The organism is Halomonas urmiana, assembly GCF_005780185.1.
GTDB lineage: Bacteria > Pseudomonadota > Gammaproteobacteria > Pseudomonadales > Halomonadaceae > Halomonas > Halomonas urmiana.
Genome location: NZ_VBUI01000006.1, coordinates 50194 through 69377 on the forward strand (window position 1 = coordinate 50194; position 19184 = coordinate 69377).

The 19184-nt window shown below is 67.4% G+C and carries 19 protein-coding genes; 17 read left to right on the top strand and 2 right to left on the bottom strand.

Annotated elements, in window-relative coordinates:
• Nucleotides 1-20 precede the first annotated feature (20 nt).
• The 4 genes from FEI13_RS05175 (at nt 21) to mntP (ending at nt 5524) form a co-directional block, all read left to right on the top strand.
• Nucleotides 21-794 carry a glutaredoxin family protein gene (locus FEI13_RS05175; RefSeq protein WP_204758356.1) on the top strand — a complete coding sequence of 258 codons (774 nt, stop codon included), beginning with the start codon at nt 21-23 and terminating at the stop codon, nt 792-794.
• Between the two features lie 192 nt (nt 795-986).
• Nucleotides 987-2351, top strand: coding sequence for an APC family permease (locus tag FEI13_RS05180; protein WP_138180050.1), 1365 nt, complete (start codon nt 987-989; stop codon nt 2349-2351).
• A complete protein-coding gene (locus tag FEI13_RS05185) occupies nt 2348-4660 on the top strand; it encodes a heavy metal translocating P-type ATPase (protein ID WP_138180052.1) in 2313 nt (770 codons plus the stop codon). Before FEI13_RS05180 ends, FEI13_RS05185 begins: the two co-directional genes overlap by 4 nt.
• Before the next feature lie 288 nt (nt 4661-4948).
• The gene (gene mntP, locus FEI13_RS05190) at nt 4949-5524 is read left to right on the top strand and encodes a manganese efflux pump MntP (protein ID WP_138180054.1); all 576 of its coding nucleotides are present in this window, start codon (nt 4949-4951) and stop codon (nt 5522-5524) included.
• Nucleotides 5525-5640: 116 nt separating this feature from the next.
• Here mntP and FEI13_RS05195 read toward each other — a convergent pair whose 3' ends face one another.
• Together FEI13_RS05195 and FEI13_RS05200 are read right to left on the bottom strand one after the other, a co-directional pair.
• Nucleotides 5641-6174, bottom strand: a complete 534-nt coding sequence (locus FEI13_RS05195) for an invasion associated locus B family protein (protein WP_138180056.1) — start codon at nt 6172-6174, stop codon at nt 5641-5643.
• A 332-nt stretch (nt 6175-6506) separates the two neighbouring features.
• Nucleotides 6507-7541 carry a LacI family DNA-binding transcriptional regulator gene (locus FEI13_RS05200; RefSeq protein ID WP_138180058.1) on the bottom strand — a complete coding sequence of 345 codons (1035 nt, stop codon included), beginning with the start codon at nt 7539-7541 and terminating at the stop codon, nt 6507-6509.
• A gap of 126 nt (nt 7542-7667) precedes the next feature.
• Between FEI13_RS05200 and ltnD the strand changes: the two genes are divergently transcribed.
• From ltnD to ahpC, 13 genes are all read left to right on the top strand, one after another.
• Nucleotides 7668-8594, top strand: a complete 927-nt coding sequence (ltnD, locus tag FEI13_RS05205) for an L-threonate dehydrogenase (protein WP_420841570.1) — start codon at nt 7668-7670, stop codon at nt 8592-8594.
• Between the two features lie 2 nt (nt 8595-8596).
• Complete coding sequence (otnK, locus tag FEI13_RS05210; protein WP_138180062.1) at nt 8597-9877, top strand: 3-oxo-tetronate kinase; 1281 nt, start codon at nt 8597-8599, stop codon at nt 9875-9877.
• Nucleotides 9874-10521 carry a 3-oxo-tetronate 4-phosphate decarboxylase gene (gene otnC, locus FEI13_RS05215; RefSeq protein ID WP_138180064.1) on the top strand — a complete coding sequence of 216 codons (648 nt, stop codon included), beginning with the start codon at nt 9874-9876 and terminating at the stop codon, nt 10519-10521. The genes otnK and otnC overlap by 4 nt, the downstream gene beginning before the upstream one ends.
• 21 nt (nt 10522-10542) lie before the next feature.
• The gene (gene otnI / locus FEI13_RS05220) at nt 10543-11337 is read left to right on the top strand and encodes a 2-oxo-tetronate isomerase (RefSeq protein WP_138180066.1); all 795 of its coding nucleotides are present in this window, start codon (nt 10543-10545) and stop codon (nt 11335-11337) included.
• A 46-nt stretch (nt 11338-11383) separates the two neighbouring features.
• Complete coding sequence (gene denD, locus FEI13_RS05225; protein WP_138180068.1) at nt 11384-12346, top strand: D-erythronate dehydrogenase; 963 nt, start codon at nt 11384-11386, stop codon at nt 12344-12346.
• 62 nt (nt 12347-12408) lie between these two features.
• Nucleotides 12409-13410, top strand: a complete 1002-nt coding sequence (locus FEI13_RS05230) for a TRAP transporter substrate-binding protein (RefSeq protein WP_138180070.1) — start codon at nt 12409-12411, stop codon at nt 13408-13410.
• A 69-nt stretch (nt 13411-13479) separates the two neighbouring features.
• Complete coding sequence (locus tag FEI13_RS19410) at nt 13480-13620, top strand: hypothetical protein (protein WP_240036436.1); 141 nt, start codon at nt 13480-13482, stop codon at nt 13618-13620.
• Between the two features lie 9 nt (nt 13621-13629).
• Entirely contained in the window at nt 13630-14082 is a 453-nt protein-coding gene (locus FEI13_RS05235; protein WP_275668716.1) for a TRAP transporter small permease, read from the top strand.
• The gene (locus FEI13_RS05240) at nt 14079-15353 is read left to right on the top strand and encodes a TRAP transporter large permease (RefSeq protein ID WP_138180071.1); all 1275 of its coding nucleotides are present in this window, start codon (nt 14079-14081) and stop codon (nt 15351-15353) included. The genes FEI13_RS05235 and FEI13_RS05240 overlap by 4 nt, the downstream gene beginning before the upstream one ends.
• A gap of 27 nt (nt 15354-15380) precedes the next feature.
• The gene (locus FEI13_RS05245) at nt 15381-16841 is read left to right on the top strand and encodes an aldehyde dehydrogenase family protein (protein ID WP_204758357.1); all 1461 of its coding nucleotides are present in this window, start codon (nt 15381-15383) and stop codon (nt 16839-16841) included.
• A 40-nt stretch (nt 16842-16881) separates the two neighbouring features.
• Entirely contained in the window at nt 16882-17760 is an 879-nt protein-coding gene (locus tag FEI13_RS05250; protein WP_138180073.1) for an NAD(P)-dependent oxidoreductase, read from the top strand.
• Nucleotides 17761-17948: 188 nt separating this feature from the next.
• A complete protein-coding gene (locus FEI13_RS05255) occupies nt 17949-18341 on the top strand; it encodes a ribonucleotide reductase subunit alpha (RefSeq protein WP_138180075.1) in 393 nt (130 codons plus the stop codon).
• Between the two features lie 137 nt (nt 18342-18478).
• Complete coding sequence (gene ahpC, locus FEI13_RS05260; RefSeq protein WP_138180077.1) at nt 18479-19042, top strand: alkyl hydroperoxide reductase subunit C; 564 nt, start codon at nt 18479-18481, stop codon at nt 19040-19042.
• Nucleotides 19043-19184 lie beyond the last annotated feature (142 nt).

Below are 19184 nucleotides of genomic sequence, written 5' to 3' on the forward strand. Positions count from 1 at the left end.
CCGCAAGGAGGTCGATGATCATGAGCAGCGCTACCTCGGCAGCGTCTGCGCCGCACGATACCGCTCGCCTCTACCGCATGAAGACGGACGAGCATCTGTGCCCGTTCGGCCTGAAGACCCTGGAACTGCTCGAGCGCAAGGGCTACCGGGTGGACGACCACACCCTCGATTCGCGCGAGGCGATCGAGGCGTTCAAGGAAGAGGCCGGCGTCGACACCACGCCCCAGGTCTATATCGGCGAACGGCGTGTGGGGGGCTACGAGGAGGTGCGCGAGTATCTCGGCATGAGCGTGCCCGGCGAGAAGGAGATCAGCTATCAGCCGGTGATCGCTATCTTCGCGACCTCCCTGCTGATTGGCCTGGCGGTGAGCTGGACGGCCAGCGACACCCTCGTCTCCGGGCGCATGCTGGAGTATGCGATCGCCGCCGCCATGACCCTGCTGGGGCTCCAGAAGCTGCAGGACATCGAAAACTTCAGCACCATGTTCCTCAACTACGATCTGCTCGCCCAGCGCCATGTCCGCTACGGCTACGTCTACCCCTTCGCCGAGACCCTGGCCGGTGTCCTGATGCTGGCCGGCGCCTGGATCTGGCTGGCCGCCCCCCTGGCGCTGTTCATCGGCACGGTGGGCGCCGTCTCGGTCTTCAAGGCCGTCTATATCGACAAGCGCGAGCTGAAGTGCGCCTGCGTCGGCGGCAACAGCAATGTCCCCCTGGGCTTCGTCTCCCTGACCGAGAACCTGGTCATGATCTTCATGGGGCTGTGGATGCCCTTGAAAGCGCTCGTCCTGTGACGAGAAGCAGGCAGAGATGACCGCAGTCACGGGCGACCGGCTCTCGATTGGACCTCTATGCGGCGTTACCGCTGCTGTCCCTTCGGCCGAACCTGTCCCGGGAGCTCCTGTAGCGGTACTGCCGCGGTCCTGTACGACCATGTCCTGAGGGGAGTGTGCGGCTCCATTATCCTGTGACGAGATGAGGTGTGAATGGATAGATCGCCCGAGTATCAGGAGAACAGCCTCTCGCTCATCGGGGCCATCGCGCTGGGGACGGGGGTGATGATCGGTGCCGGCATCTTCGCCCTGACGGGCCAGATGGCGGAGATGACGGGGAAACTGTTCCCCCTGGCCTTCTTGTCGGCGGCGCTCGTCGTCGCCTTCAGCGCCTACTCCTATGTCAAGTTGTCCAATGCCTATCCGTCAGCCGGTGGCATCGGCATGTACCTCCACAAGGCGTACGGGACCAGCCTGCCGACCGCCTTTCATGCGCTGCTGATGTATTTTTCCATGGTGATCGCCCAGAGCTTCCTGGCGAGGACCTTCGGCTCCTACACGCTGGAGCTGGTTGACGTAGAAGATAGGGCGTTGCTGGTGCCTCTGCTGGGTGTCGGGCTCTTGCTGTCGGCATTCTTGATCAACCTCTCGGCGAACAAGCTTATCCAGGGGGTAGCGTCAGTCCTCGGCATCATCAAGATAAGCGGCATTATCCTGTTCGGCGTGGTGGGGGTTCTGGTGGCGGATTCCCTCGGCATGGAGACGACGGGAGCGGCACCGGATCCTTCCCTGTCTGGATTCCTGGGAGCCACCGCGCTCGGCATCCTGGCCTTCAAGGGCTTCACCACCATCACCAACAGCGGCGCCGAAATTCAGGACCCCCACCGTAACGTCGGGAGAGCGATCGTCATGTCGATCATCCTCTGCGTCGTGATCTACGCCATGGTCGGGTTTGCCGTATCAACCAACCTGTCGCTGACGGAGATTATCGAGACACAGGATTACTCCCTGGCGGCCGCCGCCAGACCCGCACTCGGTGAGGCGGCCGTCTGGTTTACCGTCGTTCTGGCCATGCTGGCCACTGCCGGGGGCATCATTGCCAGCATCTTTGCGGTATCACGCATGTTGGCCATGCTGACCGAGATGCAGCTGGTTCCCCATCGCCATTTTCACATGCCCGGCAGCATCCAGAAGCACACCCTGGTCTACACGGTCGTACTCGGTCTTTTCCTGACGGCATTTTTCGATCTCAGTCGTATAGCGGCCCTCGGCATCATCTTCTATCTGGTCATGGATATCGCTATCCACTGGGGTGTGTTCCGCCATCTGCGTGAAGAGGTGGAGGCAAAACCGGCCATACTGCTGGTAGCCATCGTCCTGGACCTGGTCGTGCTGACCGGCTTCATCTGGGTGAAGGTGATCACGGATCCCCTGGTGCTGCTCGTTGCAGCGGGTGCCATGGTCGTGATTCTGGTAGCGGAATACATGTTTCTTTCCGGGCGTGCCGCGCAAGACGCCGACCACCATGCCCCTTCGCATGAGGCGAAGGGGAGCCGTAGCAGGGAGGATGGAGCATGACTCAGGAACATGCGGGTGAGGTGACGGATCCCGTTTGCGGTATGAAAGTCGGTCCTCACCAGACCGAACACCGAGTCTCGTATGAGGGGAAGGCCTGGTATTTCTGCTCGGCGAGGTGCCGGGAGAAGTTCGAGGCGGATCCCGCGTCTTACCTGGACGACAAGCCAGCGGCCGAGCCGGCGCCGCCCGGCACGATCTACACCTGCCCGATGCATCCCGAGATCCGTCAGGAAGGCCCCGGCGACTGCCCCATCTGCGGCATGGCGTTGGAGCCCGAGACGGTCTCCGCCGATACCGGGCCCTCCGATGAGCTGAAGGACATGACGCGGCGCTTCTGGATCGGTCTTGCCCTTGCCCTGCCCGTGCTGGTGCTGGAGATGGGAGGCCACCTCTTCAGGCTCGATCACCTGATCGCCCCTCAGGTCTCGAACTGGATCCAGCTGCTGCTGGCCACGCCGGTGGTGGCCTGGGCGGGCTGGCCCTTCTTCGTGCGCGGCTGGCGTTCCCTCGTGCGCCGCAGCCTCAACATGTTCACCCTGATCGCCATCGGCACCGGGGCGGCGCTGGTCTACAGCCTGCTGGCGACGATCGTGCCGGGCATCTTCCCCGCGACCTTCCGCCAGGCCGATGGCTCGGTGGCCGTCTACTTCGAGGCGTCGGCGGTCATCGTGGTGCTGGTGCTGCTGGGTCAGGTCCTGGAACTGCGCGCCCGGGAGAAGACCTCCGGAGCGATCCGTGCACTGCTCGACCTGGCCCCGGCCACTGCGCGGCGCCTCGACGATGACGGCCAGGAGGAGGAGGTCTCCCTCGACCGGGTGCAGGTGGGGGATCGCCTGCGCGTGCGCCCCGGCGACAAGGTACCGCTGGATGGCGAGGTACTGGAGGGGCGCTCCAACATCGACGAGTCGATGGTCACCGGCGAGCCGCTGGCGGTGCGCAAGGCCGCCGGAGACGGCGTGATCGGTGGCAGTATCAACGGCCAGGGCTCCTTCATCATGCGCGCCGACAAGGTGGGCCGCGACACCATGCTGTCGCAGATCGTGCAGATGGTGGCCAATGCCCAGCGCAGCCGCGCGCCCATCCAGGGGCTGGCCGACAAGGTGGCCGGCGTCTTCGTGCCAGTGGTGATCCTGGTCGCGGTGGTGGCCTTCATCGCCTGGTCGTTGTGGGGGCCGGCACCGCCCATGGCCTTCGGCCTGATCGCCGCCGTCAGCGTACTGATCATCGCCTGCCCCTGTGCCCTGGGGCTGGCGACGCCGATGTCGATCATGGTGGGCGTGGGTCGTGGGGCCCAGGCCGGCGTGCTGATCCGCGACGCCGAGGCGCTGGAGCGTCTGGAGAAAGTCGATACCGTGGTCGTCGACAAGACCGGCACCCTGACCGAGGGCAGGCCGCGGGTGACCGAGCTGCGCCCAGCAGAAGGCGTCGACGAGCAGGAGCTGCTGCGGCTGGCCGCGGGGCTGGAGCGCGGTAGCGAGCATCCCCTGGCGCAGGCGATCGTCGAGAGGGCCAAGGAGGAGGGGCTCACCTTGTCCGAGGCCACGGAGTTCGATGCTCCCAACGGCAAGGGCGTGGTGGGGCAGGTCGAGGATCATCGTTTCGCCCTCGGCAATCGCCTGCTGATGGAGCACGAGTCGGTGGCCCTGGACGAACTGGAGGATGAGGCCGAGCGGCTGCGTGGCGATGGCGCTACCGTGATCTTCGCCGCCATGGATGGGTGCCTGGCCGGCCTGGTGGCGATTGCCGATCCGGTCAAGGAGACCACCGGCGAGGCCATTCGCGCCCTTCAGGCCGATGGGCTCCGCGTCGTCATGCTCACCGGTGACAATCGCACCTCCGCCGAGGCCGTCGCCCGTCGCCTGGGCATCGACGAGGTGCAGGCCGAGGTGCTGCCCGAGGACAAGGGGCGAGTGGTGCAGCGGCTGCGCGATGAGGGGCGTGTGGTGGTGATGGCCGGCGACGGCGTCAACGACGCGCCCGCCCTGGCGACCGCCGACGTGGGCATCGCCATGGGCACCGGCACCGACGTGGCCATCGAGAGTGCCGGCGTGACCCTGCTGCGCGGCGACCTGACCGGCATCGTCGAAGCGCATCGCCTCTCCCGGGCCACCATGCGCAACATCCGCCAGAATCTCTTCTTCGCCTTCGTCTATAACGCCGCGGGGGTGCCGATCGCCGCCGGCATCCTCTATCCCTTCACCGGCCTGCTGTTGTCGCCGATCATCGCGGCCGCGGCCATGTCGCTCTCCTCGGTCAGCGTGATCGCCAATGCCCTGCGACTGCGCATGGTGGCCCTGAAGGCGGGGTGACGCCCCGAGGATGCGCAACATCGAGTCATCGACAGCTCCAGCGTGCTGCATGGCAACATCAAGAGTTGATATACTCTCGCATCGAGGACGGCGGGACGCCCCGCCGGTCTTCATGCCCCTCGTTGGGGAGTAGCCGGCTCACGGCCCTCGTGAGCATGTCTGCCAACACAGTCGGCCAGATGCCGTGGCAGGTGTACCTCTAGGTTGGCGAGACCATCGACGGTGCGGTGCCCCAGGCCGGGCGCGTCGTGCCGTCGTGGTGACCGCCCGGCCCGGATACGCTTCAGGATGACGCTGCTTTCCACTACCTTGCTGGCCTTCTCCATGTCCACCGATGCCTTCGCCGCCGCCATCGGCAAGGGGGCTGTGCTGCATCATCCCCGCTTCCGCGAGGCGCTGCGCACGGGGCTGATCTTCGGGGTAATCGAGGGCGTGACGCCGCTGATCGGCTGGGGGCTGGGCTACGGGGCCTCCCGCCATATCGAGGCCTGGGATCACTGGGTGGTCTTCGCCCTGCTGCTGCTGCTGGGCGGGCGCATGATCCTCGCCGGCCTCTCCTCAGCCGAGCCGGGAGCGCAGGCGGATGACCCGCCGCGCCGTCATGGCGGCTGGCTGCTGGTCGCCACGGCCGTCACCACCAGCATCGATGCGCTGACCGTGGGGATCGGGCTGGCCTTCATGGAGGCCAACATCCTGGTCATCGCCCTGGCCATCGGCCTGGTCACCACTCTGATGGCGACCCTGGGCGTGATGCTGGGGCGTCGCCTCGGGGGGGTGATCGGCAAGCGCGCGGAGCTGCTCGGCGGCATCGTGCTGATCGGTATCGGCACCGCCATCCTGCAGGATCACATAGGCTTCTGGTAAGCCTGGCCAGACGGCGCAAGGCGGGGCTCGCCACGCTCCCCGGAGGCGGCTCCAACGAAACGCCCCGGCCATTTGGCCGGGGCGTTTCGTCTCGGGGTGGTCATCCGTGCAGGCGTTCAGGGTTCGATGCGCGCGCTGGCGTCGGTGAAGCCCATCAGCGAGATATCCAGGTTCATGCGGTTGCCGCGCGGGCCGACCAGGCTCAGGGTCGCGCTGCTGCCGCCGCGCAGGTCGCTGAGCAGCGACGGTGGCACCGGCAGGTCGGCGCGGCAGCCCTGCTGCAGGCAGACCTGGTAGGGGAACTGGGCCGGCTCGCCGCCGCCCACGCTCAGCTGCAGGCCCGCGGCGAGGCGCACGCCCAGCGGCAGCAGGAAGGTCATCGCCGGCCGCCCCTCGAGCTCCGGCGGATAGCCCAGGATCACCCGCATCAGCGGATCGTTGCTGTTCGGGTTGGTGACCAGCTGGCTCATGGTGCAGGGACCCTGCTGCCCCTCGGGCGGGCAGAGCACCTGCCAGTCGCGGAACTGCTCGGTCTGGACATTGGCCCCGCCGGCGCCCGGCGTCGCCTGCTGGGCGAAGGCCGCGGGCACAAAGGCCAGCAGCGACAGCAGGGCGGTCATGCACAGGCGTCTGGTCAGACGGTTCGACATCGGTGTTTCCTCCTTGGCCTCGGGGGCCATGAACGCTCATGGGGATCGCGGCACTCGGGTCTCGTCAGCGCGGGAGGTGGCCTCCTGCGTCGCGGCGAGACGCCCGATACTAGGGCACAACCATGCCTGTTCGCTGCCGCGAGGTCGAGCCCGGCCACCGCCCGGAGGCGATGGGTGGGCCCGGCCCGACGGGTGGATCCTCCAGAAGATCGCCCGGCCCTGGCTCTGATGGCAAGATCCCGGAGTTCAAGTACGCCGCCTGCCGCCTGGGTCGCGCGGAGGCGGCATCGACCTCGGTGTCCAATTTCTCATGAGGATCTGGCGCCGGGGCCTCAGGTGCTCTGGCCGCCCAGAAGCTGGAAGCCCACGTCCTGCTGGCGGCGGGTGACCCGCTTGCCGTCCAGGCGCCGAAGTATCTCTTCGGCGGCCAGGCGCCCCATGGTCTCGCGGGGTGACTGGATGGTGGTGAGGCGCGGGGTGACGTGCTGGCCGAGCGGCAGGCCGTTGAAGCCCGCGATGGCCATATCCACGGGAACCCGCAGGCCAAGACGCTGCGCATGGAGCAGGGCACCGGTCGCCAGATCGTCGTTGGCGAAATGAATGGCCCGGGCGCTAGGAAAGGCTTCCCGGACTCGGTCGAGCCCGGCCGCCCCCGCCGCCAGGCTGCCCAGCTGGTCGAGCTCGATCAGGGGAGCCTCCAGGCCGGCTCCCTCCAGCACCTGGCAATGCCCCGCGAATCGCATGCCGGCACGGTAGTCCCGGTCCATGCAAGCACCCACGTAGACGATAGAGCGATAGCCCCGCTCCAGCAGATGGCGTGCCATGCAGCGACCGGCCTCCTCATGGTCGAGTCCAACATTGAGGTCCTGGGCTTTCCCCAGCTCCATCACTTCCATGATTGGCTTGTCCCAGTTGCTCAGCAGGGTGCGGCAGCCCTCGCTGTGGCGCAGCCCGGCGGTGACCAGCGCCGAGCAGGACCAGCCGAGGAACGTCCGAACCAGCTGCTGTTCACGCTGCAGATCGTAGTCGGTATTGCCGAGCAGGATCTGGTAGCCCCGGGACTCGAAGGTGTCCTGAAGGCCTTTGATCACCTCGATGAAGACAGTATTGGCCAGGGAGGGGACGATGACCGCGATGAAGCGCGAGCTGGCCGAGGCCAGGCTGCCTGCGATGAGGTTGGGCACATAGCCCACCCGGTCGACCGCCTGGAGGACCCGCTTGCGTGTCTCCTCGTTGACCCGTTCGGGCGTGTTCAATGCCCGGGATGCGGTGATGGAGGATACCCCGGCCGCTTCGGCGACATCCTTCAGGGTAGGGTGGGCCGAGCCACGCCTGCGCCGCGTTCGTGAGGGTTCATGGTTAGACATTGGTCTCGTCCTTGCACGCTGGGCTTGCTGCTGGGAAGTCACTCGTCTAGAACTATGTTAGCGCTAACATGGTAGCGCTACCACAAAGAATTTCGGGACTATCGGGAGATCGACAAGGTGAGCGACATTTCCGCAAGCACGCCTCGCATCGGGGTCATCGGCCTGGGGGCCATGGGCATGGGAACGGCCACCGCGCTGCTCGAGCAGGGCATGACGGTGACGGGCTGTGACGTATCCCCTTCGGCATGCCGTGCCTTCGAAGACGCGGGCGGTCAGTGCGCCGCCACTCCTGCGGAGCTGGCGAGGCACTGCGAGATCGTGCTCCTGGTGGTCGTCAATGCCGATCAGGTCGAGCAGGTGCTGTTCGGTGACCAGGGCCTCGTGGGCCACCTTGCCCCCGGCAGCGTAGTGCTGCAGTGCGCCACCGTAGCTCCCAGCATCGCCCGCCGGCTCGGCGAACGGCTCGCCGAGGCCGGGCTCGCGATGATCGACGCGCCGATCAGCGGCGGGGCGGCCAAGGCGCGCGCTGGTCAGCTGTCGGTGATGGCGTCCGGCACTTCGGCCGCGTTCGACAAGGCTTCGCCGGCCCTCGACGGAATGGCGGCCACCGTCTATCGCCTGGGCGAGGAGGTCGGCATCGGCTCGAGCATGAAGCTCGTCAACCAGCTGCTGGCCGGGGTACATATCGCCACCGCCGCTGAGGCCCTGGCCCTGGGTATCCGTCTGGGACTAGACCCGGAGACCGTCTACGAGGTGATCACCCATTCGGCGGGCAACTCCTGGATGTTCGAGAACCGGGTGCCGCACATTCTCAAGGGCGACTACACGCCGCTCTCCGCCGTCGATATCTTCGTCAAGGACCTCAACATCGTCCACGACACCGGTCGCGAACTGGCCATGCCGACCCCGGTGGCAGCCAGCGCCCTGCAGCAGTTCACCGCCGCCAAGGGAGCCGGCTTCGGTCGCGAGGATGATTCGGCGGTGATCAAGGTCTACGAACGGCTGTCGGGCATTACCCTTCCCGAGGCGGCCAACGACGGCGGTGAGGTGTGAGCATGGGGGTCGTGCTGGGCGCCATCGCCGACGACTTCACCGGAGCCACTGACCTGGCCAACAACCTGGTGCGCAGCGGCATGCGTTGCGTTCAGGTCATCGGCGTACCGGAGGCGCCGCTGACACTGGAGGATGTGGACGCCGTGGTCGTGGCGCTGAAATCCCGCTCCTGTCCCGCGTCTCAGGCGGTCAGCGAGTCCCTCGCCGCCCTTGACTGGTTGCAGGCACAGGGGGCCCGCCAGTGCTTCTTCAAGTACTGCTCGACCTTCGACTCCACCGACGCGGGCAACATCGGGCCGGTCAGCGATGCCCTGCTCGATCGTCTCGGCGCGGAGCAGACCGTCATGGTTCCGGCATTTCCGATCAACGGTCGCACCGTCTACCAGGGGCACCTCTTCGTCGGCGACCGGCTGCTCAACGACAGCGGCATGCAGCACCACCCGCTCAACCCTATGCGCGATGCCGACCTCGTCCGTGTGCTGTCGCGCCAGTCCTCCCGGAAGGTCGGACTCGCCCCCCGGCAGGTGCTGGCCCAAGGCCCCGAGGCGACCCGTCGGCACCTGGACGCGCTGAGCGCCGAGGAGGTGTGCCACGTGATCTGTGACACCCTCGATGAGCGGGACCTCGAGGTGATCGCCGAGGCCGTGGTCGACATGCCGCTGGTGACCGGTGGGTCGGGTCTCGGCCAGGTGTTGCCCGAGCAGTACCGGCGTCGAGGCTGGCTGGCCGAGGTGACCGAAGCGGGGCGGCTGTCTCCCTCCGGTGGCAGTGCACTGGTGCTCTCCGGGAGCTGTTCACGGGCGACGCTTGGGCAGGTCGACCACTTCCTCGCGCATCATTCCGGCTTCGCCCTCGACCCGCTGTCCCTCGACGAGGGCCCGTCGCACCTGCAGGCGGCCCTGGATTTCGCCCGCGAACGGCTGGCCGACGGCGGACCGGTGCTGGTCTATGCCTCGGCCGACCCCGACCGAGTCAAGGCCGCTCAGGCGGTCCTCGGCACCGAACGAGCCGGCCAACTGGTCGAGGCGGCGCTGGGGAACCTGGCCCGCCAGCTCGTGGTGGAGGGCGTGGGGCGCTTGGTGGTGGCCGGTGGCGAGACCTCCGGTGCGGTGGTGTCGGCGCTCGGCATCCGCACGCTACGCATTGGTGAGCAGATCGATCCCGGCGTGCCATGGACCCAGGTCCCGCTGGAGGGCGACAGGGCACCCCTGTCCCTGGCTCTCAAATCGGGCAACTTCGGCGGTCCCGATTTCTTCACCCGTGCCTTCGAGGTGCTGCCATGAGCGCCCCTGCCATCAATGCCCTGCGTGACCAGATCGCCACCCTCGGCCAGTCCCTGTTCGACCGAGGCCTGACCATGGGCTCCAGCGGCAACATCAGCGTGCGCCTGGAGGATGGCGGCTGGCTGATGACGCCTACCAACGCCTGCCTGGGACGTCTCGATCCGGCGCGCATCTCGCGCCTCGACCGTGACGGCCGGCTGCTCGACGGCGACAAGCCGACCAAGGAGCACTTCCTGCATACGGCGATGTACCAGGAGCGCCCTCAGTCCGGCGCCATCGTCCACCTCCACTCCGCCCATTCGGTGGCCGTCTCTTGCCTGCCCGACGTGGATCCCTGCGACTGCATCCCGCCGCTGACTGCCTACTACGTGATGCGGGTGGGCCGTCTGCCGCTGGTGCCCTACCACATCCCCGGCGACCCGGGCCTGGGCGATGCCGTGCGCGGACTGGCCGGCCGTCATAGCGCGGTGCTGCTGGCCAACCACGGCCCGGTGGTGGCCGGCAAGTCGCTGGAGGCCGCGGTCTATGCCACCGAAGAGTTGGAAGAGACCGCGAGGCTGTACCTGCTGCTGCGTGGCCAGAATCCCCGTGGCCTGAGCCCCGAGCAGGTGGCCGAACTCGAAGCGCGCTTCCCGCGCGACTGACCCCCACAGCGAGGACCGATCATGATCCGACTGGCCGCGAACCTCAGCATGCTGTTTCAGGAGCATGCCTTCCTCGACCGCTTCGCGGCGGCCGCCGATGCCGGCTTCACGGGGGTCGAGTACCTGTTCCCCTATGCCCATTCCCCCGAGGCGCTGCGCACAGCACTGAATGAGAACGGCGTCGAGCAGGTGCTGTTCAACCTGCCGCCCGGTGACTGGGAAGCGGGGGAGCGCGGCCTGGCCAGCCTGCCGGGCCGTGAGGCGGAGTTCCGCGATGCCGTGATCGAGGGGCTGCGCTATGCCGCGCACCTGGATTGCCCGCGCGTGCACGCCATGGCCGGGCTACTCCCGAAGGACGCCGATTCCGAGGTCCGTGAGGCCCATCACGCCACCTACCTGGCGAACCTGCGCTACGCCGCCGGGGAGGCGGCCAAGGCCGGACGAGACCTGCTGATCGAGCCGATCAATACCCGTGACATGCCCGGCTACTTCCTCTCGCGGCAGGACCAGGCCGTGGCGGTCCTCGAGGCCGTGGGCGCCGACAACCTGCGGCTGCAGTTCGACCTCTACCACTGCCAGATCATGGAAGGCGACCTGATCCGCCATCTCGAGCGGCTGCTGCCGCACATCGGTCACGTGCAGATCGCCGGGGTGCCGGAGCGCCACGAGCCGGACATCGGCGAGGTCCATTATCCGGCGGTGCTCGAGCGCCTCGCGGCCCTGGACTATCGCGGCTGGGTCGGCTGCGAGTACCGACCGGCCGCCGACACCCGCGACGGCCTGGGCTGGGGGCGCGACTACGGGCTCCAGCCCTGACCGGCGGGACCGACACGACAACGACAACCTCAGGAAGCGAGACCCCATGCATATAGCGATCACCGGCGCCGCCGGCTTTCTCGGCCAGCGCCTCGTGCACCAGCTCCTCGATCGCGGCGCGCTCGATGGCACCGCGATCCGCCGCCTGACCCTGATCGACCAGGCCGAGCCGCCCGCCATCGAGCGGGAGGGCGTCGAGATCCGCTGCCTGGCGCTGGACATCAGCAGCCCGGGGGCCCTGGACCCGGTGCTGGACGCCCGGCCCGACGTCATCTACCACCTGGCCGCGGTGGTCAGCTCGGCGGCCGAGGCGGACCTCGACCTGGGCATGCGCGTCAACTTCGATGCCACCCGGGCCCTGCTCGAGGGCTGTCGCGCCCAGGGGCTGTCCGCTACCCGCCTGGTCATGGCCAGTTCCGTGGCGGCCTATGGCGGCGACCTGCCCGAGGTGCTCGACGACATGACCGCGCTGCACCCCCAGAACTCCTATGGCGCCCAGAAGGCCATGAGCGAGCTGCTGGTCAACGACTACAGCCGTCGCGGGCTCGTCGATGGGCTGGTGCTGCGCCTGCCGACCATCGTCATTCGTCCCGGGCGCCCCAATGCCGCGGCGTCGAGCTTCGCTTCCAGCATCCTGCGCGAGCCACTCAACGGCGAGGAGGCTATCTGCCCGGTGCCCACCGACCTGGACCTGTTCGTGATGTCGCCGGCCAGGGTGGTCGAGGCCCTGATCCACGGCGCCGAGGTGCCGGGTGAGGCCCTGGGGCCCTTCAGGGCCTTCATGCTGCCGGGTATCACCGTCAGCGTCGCCGAGATGCTCGAGGCGCTGCACGAGGTGGCCGGCGAGGAGGCGCTGGCCCGGGTCCGCCACGAGCCCGATGCGCGCATCGCGGCCATCGTCGGCAGCTGGCCGGCGCGCTTCACCAACGAGCGCGCCCGCCGGCTGGGCTTCCACGGCGACAAGAATTTCCGCGAGATCGTCGAGGCCTTTCTCGACGAACGTGCCTGATCCCGGGGCCACGCGTCCTGGGGTCCTTCCCAAGCGTGTCAATGCCATATGAGGTAACAACAATGACAGCCACTTTCGCACGCCGCACCCTGGTCACGGCCATCACCGGTGCCACCGCCGCCGCACTCGCCATGGGGTCGCTCAGCGCCCAGGCGGCACAGACCATCAACCTGGGCCACACCCTCTCCGACAGCTCCCACTACTCGGTCGGGGCCGATGCCTTCAAGGAGACCCTGGAGCGCCTCAGCGACGGCGAGTTCGAGGTCGCGGAGCATCCCTCGGGCGCCCTCGGCGGCGAACGCGCCATGATCGAGGGCCTGCAGATCGGCACCGTGGACGTGGTGATCACCTCCACCGGTCCGCTGGGCAACTTCGTGCCGGGGACCTATGTGCTCGACCTGCCGTTCCTGTTCAAGGACTACGACCAGGCGCGCTGCGTGCTCGACGGTGAGGTCGGCCAGGACCTGCTCGACCAGATGAGCGAGCATGATCTGGTGGGCCTGGCCTGGTCCGAGAACGGCTTCCGCCACATGACCAACAGCAAGCGGCCGGTCACCTCCCCGGGGGATGCCGAGGGCCTCAAGGTCCGCACCATGGAGAACAAGGTGCACATGGAGGCCTTCGAGCAGATGGGGGTACATCCCACGCCGATGGCCTTCCCCGAGGTGTTCACCGCCCTGCAGCAGGGCACCGTGGACGGCCAGGAGAACCCCATCACGGTGATCGTCGCCACCAAGTTCTGGGAAGTGCAGGACCACCTCTCGCTGACCGGGCACGTCTACTCGCCCGCCGTGGTGCTAGGCTCGCCGATCCTGCTCGACGGGCTCTCCGAGGAGGAGCGCGGCTGGTTCGAGCAGGCCGCTCAGGCGTCGGCCGACGCCACCCGCGAGGAAGTGTCGCGCCTCGAGAGTGAGGGCGTGGAGCTACTGCGCGAGAAGGGCATGACCGTGGAAACGGAGATCGACAAGGCGCCGTTCCAGGAAGCCGTCAAGCCCGCCTACCAGATCTATACCGACCAGTACGGTAGCGAGATGCTCGACCGTGTGCGGGCCAGCGACTGCTGATCCGCTGAACCGACGCCCCGGTATCCCTACTTCGGGTGCCGGGGTCCTGATTGATTGATGGTGGCCACGATGCTGCAACTCTTTCTCAGCGTCGAGCGACAGACCACGCGTCTGGCCCTGCTCGGCGCCGTTCTCATGCTGATCGTGTCGGTCACCCTGGGCTTCTACCAGGTGATGACGCGATTCGTCTTCGATGCCCCCTCGACCTGATCCGAGGTCATCGCCCGGTCGGCCATGATCTGGTGTGTCTTTCTCGGCGCCGCGGCGGGCTTCCGGGGCGGCTTCATGATGTCCGTGGAGGTCATCTACAAGCTGGTACCGGGCCGTCGCCTGATATGGCTGGAAGGACTCATCGCCTCCTGCTGCGCATTGGTGCTGTTCGTGCTGATCACTTTCGGCACCGCCATGATGCTGCGCGTCCAGACCCAGATGCTGTCGGGGCTCGAGGTCTCGATCTCTTGGGCCTATGCCGCCATGCCGGTGGGCGCCTCCTTCGCGCTGATCGCGGTGGTGGCCCGCCTGCTCGCCCAGGCCGCCGGCCAGGAGACCATCGGCCCGGTCGTGGAAGAAGTGCCGGCGGTGGCCGGCGAGGGCGCGATGCCGGTGACCGGCGGCCCCACCCAGGATGCCGTCGCCCCCGGCAAGCCCAACGACAGGAGTGAACGCCCATGAATGCCGCCATCGGCCTCTCGCTGATCATCCTGTTCAGCCTGGGGGTGCCCATTGCCGTCTCGATCGTGCTGGCCTCGATCATCGGCATCGAGTTCTTTACGCCGCTGCCGCTGCTGCTGGTGCCCCAGCAGATGTTCGTGGGTATCGACAACTTCCCCCTCATGGCGATTCCGTTTTTCATCCTGGCGGGGAACCTGATGGCGGCGGGGGGCATCTCCCGCCGCCTGGTGGACCTCGCCAAGGCCCTCGTCGGCGGCCTCCAGGGGGGGCTGGCCATGACCTGCGTGCTGACCTGCATGATGTTCGCTGCGGTCTCCGGCTCGAGTGTGGCGACGACCTTCGCCATCGGCTCCATCCTGATCCCCGCCATGGTCAAACACGACTATCCGCGACCGCTGGCGGCCTCCATCCAGGCCTCCTCGGCGGAGCTGGGGGTGCTGATCCCGCCCTCCATCCCGCTGATCCTCTACGGGGTGAGCACCGACACCTCGATCGGCAAGCTGTTCATCGCCGGCATCGGCCCGGGGCTGCTGATCGGTGGCGCGCTGCTGCTGTTCTTGTACCTGTTCTGCAAGGTCCGCGGCTACGGGCTGCGTGACCGCGAGGATCGCCACGACTTTCCGACCGCCTTCAAGCGGGCCTGGGCCGCGCTGCTGATGCCGGTGGTGGTGATCGGCGGCATCTATGGCGGTGTCTTCACCCCCACCGAGGCCTCTGCCGTGGCGGTGGTCTATGCCCTGATCGTCGGCGGGCTGGTCTACCGCGAGCTGCCCCTGGCGGAGCTGTTCCCGATCTTCAAGGAGAGCGTGATCTCGACGGCGGCGGTGATGCTGATCATCGCTGCGGCGGCACTGTTCAGCTTCCTGATCAGTCGCTCGGGACTGCCGGGCGAGATCGCGGGCTGGGTGACCCAGGTGTTCGACAGCCCCATCGCCTTCCTGTTGGCGGTCAACGTCATGCTGCTGGTAGTCGGCATGTTCATCGAGACCTCCGCGGCGATCCTGGTACTGGCGCCGATCTTCACGCCCATCGCCATCCAGTACGGCATCGACCCGGTGCACTTCGGCCTGATTGTCGTGGTGAACCTGGCGCTGGGCATGTTCACGCCCCCGCTCGGCGTCAACCTCTTCGCGGCCTGTGCGGTGGCCCGGCTGTCGGTCGACCAGTTGCTGCCCTGGCTGATGCGCTTCGTGCTGGTGGTGCTGGCCTGCCTGATCGCCATCACCTACCTGCCCTGGATCTCGCTGGGGCTGGTCGATCTGCTCTATTGACGACAACAACGATACGGAGTCCACCCCATGCCTGCTTTAACTGACATGCCGCGCCGCGAGGCCCTGATCGGCGGAGAATGGGTTGCCACCGGCGAGACCCTGGCGGTCGAGGCACCCGCGCGGGGGGAGACCATCACGCGCATCGCCCGCGGCCAGGCCGAGGAGATCGACGAGGCCGTCAAGGCGGCCGGTGACGCCTTTGCCGGTCGTCTGGGTAACTGGTCGGACTGGAGCGCGCGCCGACGCAGCGAGTGGTTGCTGGACTTCGCCGCGACCATCGAGGCGGATCACGAGCGCCTCGCCGCCCTGGAGTGTATCGATACCGGCAAGCCTCTGACCCAGGCCCGTGGCGACATCACCGCCTGCGCTCGCTACTTCCGCTTCTATGGCGGCGCCGCCGACAAGCTGCACGGCGAGACGCTTCCTTTCGAGAACGACTTCGCGGTGATGACCTGGCGCGAGCCCTTCGGGGTCTGCGCCCAGATCATTCCCTGGAACTACCCCGCCCAGATCTTCGGCCGCTGTGTCGCCGCCGCCCTGGCGGCAGGTAACACCGTGGTGCTCAAGCCGGCGGAGGAGGCCTGCCTGAGCGTGCTGCGCCTGGCCGAGCTGGCGGTGCAGGCGGACCTGCCCGCCGGGGTGCTCAACGTCGTCCCGGGCCTGGGCCGCGAGGCGGGCGCTGCCCTGGCGGCGCATCCTCGGATAGACCACCTGTCGTTCACCGGCTCCCCCGAGACCGGCACCCTGGTGACCCAGGCCGCGGCCGTGCATCACGTGCCGGTCACCCTGGAACTGGGGGGCAAGTCGCCACAGGTCGTCTTCGCCGATGCCGACCTGGACCTGGCGCTCGAATCGGTGGTGCGGGGCATCATCCAGAATGCCGGCCAGACCTGCTCGGCGGGAAGTCGCCTGCTGGTCCAGCGTGAGGTCGCCGAGCCCCTGCTGGCGCGCCTCGTCGAGCGCTTTTCGGCACTGCGCTGCGATGCCGGCGAGGCGGATGCCGACTGTGGATCGCTGATCAGTGCCCGGCAGAAGACGGGCCTGGAGGCCAGGCTCGAGGCCGCCCGGGCCGACGGTATCCGGGTGCTGGCCCAGGGGCGGCTGGCCGAGAGTGCGCCCGCCGGGGGACACTTCGTGGTGCCGCAGATCCTGACCGACATCCCGGCCGGCCACGAGGTGGTGAGGGAGGAGCTGTTCGGGCCGGTGTTGACGGTGCAGTGCTTCGAGGACGAAGCCGAGGCCCTGGCCCTGGCCAATGCCACGGACTTCGGCCTCTGTACCGGTATCTGGACTCGCGACGGAGGTCGACAGCTGCGCCTCGCCAAGGGCATTCGCAGCGGCCAGGTGTTCGTCAACAACTACGGCGCTGCCGGCGGCATCGAGCTGCCCTTCGGTGGCGTGGGGCGCTCCGGCCACGGCCGCGAGAAGGGCTTCGAGGGGCTCAGGAGCTACACTCGGCTGAAGACTCTGGCCATCCGCCATGGATGACAATGTGGCGTCCCCAACTCAGCCACCAAAGGAGACGACAATGACCCAGACGATGCGGGTCGGGCTGGTCGGTGTCGGCCTGATGGGCCACGGCATCGCGCGCAACCTCCTACAGGCCGGCCATCGGCTGTGTTTCCTCGACCATCCGGGCAACCAGCCGGTGGACGACCTGCTGGCCGCCGGCGCCACCGCGCGGACCACGGGGCGCGAGGTGGCGGAGGCCGCCGACGTGGTCATGCTCTGCGTGACCGGCTCCCCCCAGGTCGAAGCGGTCCTGTTCGAGGCCGACGGCGTGCTGGAGGGGCTTGCGCCCGGCACGGTGGTGATCGACTGCTCCACCGCCCTGCCCAGCTCGACGGCCAAGGTCGCCCGGCGGGTCGAAGAGGCGGGGGGGCGCTTCATGGACGCGGCCATGACCCGCACGCCGAAGGAAGCCGAGGCGGGCCGGCTCAACCTGATCGTCGGGGCCCCGGCGGCGCTGTACGTCGAGCTTCGCCCGTTGCTCGAGAGCTTCGCCGAGAACATCACCCATGCCGGTGAGGTGAGTGCGGGCCATACCCTCAAGCTGCTGCACAACTTCGTGTCGCTGGGCTTCTCGGCGGTGCTCGCCGAGGCGGCGGCGGCATCGCGCCGAGCGGGTATCGACGACACGGCCTTCCTGGAGGTCGTGGGCCGTGGCGGCGGCGGCGGGGTGGTCTTCGAGCGCCTGCGTCCCTTCGTCGAATCCGCGGACCCGTCCGGGTTCCGCTTCAGCGTGGCCAACGCCACCAAGGATCTGGGCTACTACCATGCCATGACCGACGAACTGGGAGCCTCTCGCCGGCTCGCCGAGGCGGTCGAGGCACTGTACAGGGGGATCGACGATCAGGGCCTGACGGTGCCGGAGATCATCCGCATCTTGGAGAGGCAGGAGGGCTGATGGAGGAACGCCGCTGATGGCATGGCGCAGCTGACGGGCCAGCGGCGGGAATACTCTCTCTGGCACTCCGGAACATGACCTGGGTCGCCGCATGGGCCGCGTATCCCCCTTTCCGAAGCGGAGCCGGCCCGTTACGCTGCCCTGTACCTGTCAGCCCCATACCCGTCATGTCATCTCGAGGAAGCCCCGTGGCCATTTCTTGCTTTGCCGATTTGCTGGACGAGGCGCGTGCCCAGTCCGAGCCCCAGCGCCTGCTGTTCGTCTTCACCCGCGCCGAACTGCCCGACGACCCCAGCGAGGAGCAGCGGCGCCGCTTCGCCCAGGGCGAGGGCGGTGTGCTGACCCCGGTGGTCTGCGTCGACAAGGCGCCCGAGGCGCTCTCCGACATGGCGACGCTGGTCGCGGAGTCTCGCGAGACCGGCGCCGAGTGGGACATCGTCTTCGTGGCCGCCCTGGCCGGCCACAACGCCGAGGCAGAGGCCGAACAGCACCTCAACCGCATGGTGGAGTCGCTGAAGATGGGCAACGTCGCGTCGTTCCTGGCCTTCGACCGCCGGGGCGAGGCGGTAAGCATCGGCTGAGGCCCGCCAGCATGGGTCATAGGGTTGAATTATCAGATCCATGGCACCATTCAATTTACGCTATCAAGAGATGCGGGATACCATGCGTCTCGTATCGAAGCCAATCATTCCACGAAAGTCGAAAGGAGCATCACCGAATGTCCCTGCTGAACACCGAAGTCAAGCCGTTTAACGCCACCGCCTACCACAACGGCGAGTTTGTCGACGTCTCCGACGAGAGCCTCAAGGGCCAGTGGAGCGTCTTCTTCTTCTACCCGGCCGACTTCACCTTCGTCTGCCCGACCGAGCTGGGTGACCTGGCCGACAACTACGCCGAGTTCAAGAAGCTGGGCGTCGAGATCTACAGCGTCTCCACCGACACCCACTTCACCCACAAGGCGTGGCACGACAGCTCCGAGACCATCAACAAGCTGACCTACCCGATGATCGCCGACCCGACTCACGCCATCTCGCGCAACTTCGAGGTGCTGATCGAGGATGCCGGTATCGCCGAGCGCGGCACCTTCGTGGTCGACCCGGACGGCAAGATCCAGATCATCGAGCTGAACGCCGGCAACATCGGCCGTAACGCCGAAGAGCTGCTGCGCAAGGTCAAGGCCGCCCAGTACGTGCGCGCCAACCCGAACGAAGTCTGCCCGGCCAAGTGGGAAGAAGGCGAAGCGACCCTCTCTCCCTCCCTGGACCTGGTCGGCAAGATCTAAGCGATCTGCCCCTGCCGGCGAGGCCCCTCACGGCCTCGCCTGTCCCCACCCGGGCGTCCCCTGCCCGGGTCCTGATGACGGAAGCTCGAGCCAACCGAGGTGCCCCGCGCGGGACGCCACGGTCCCCCCATGCCTCCGTCTT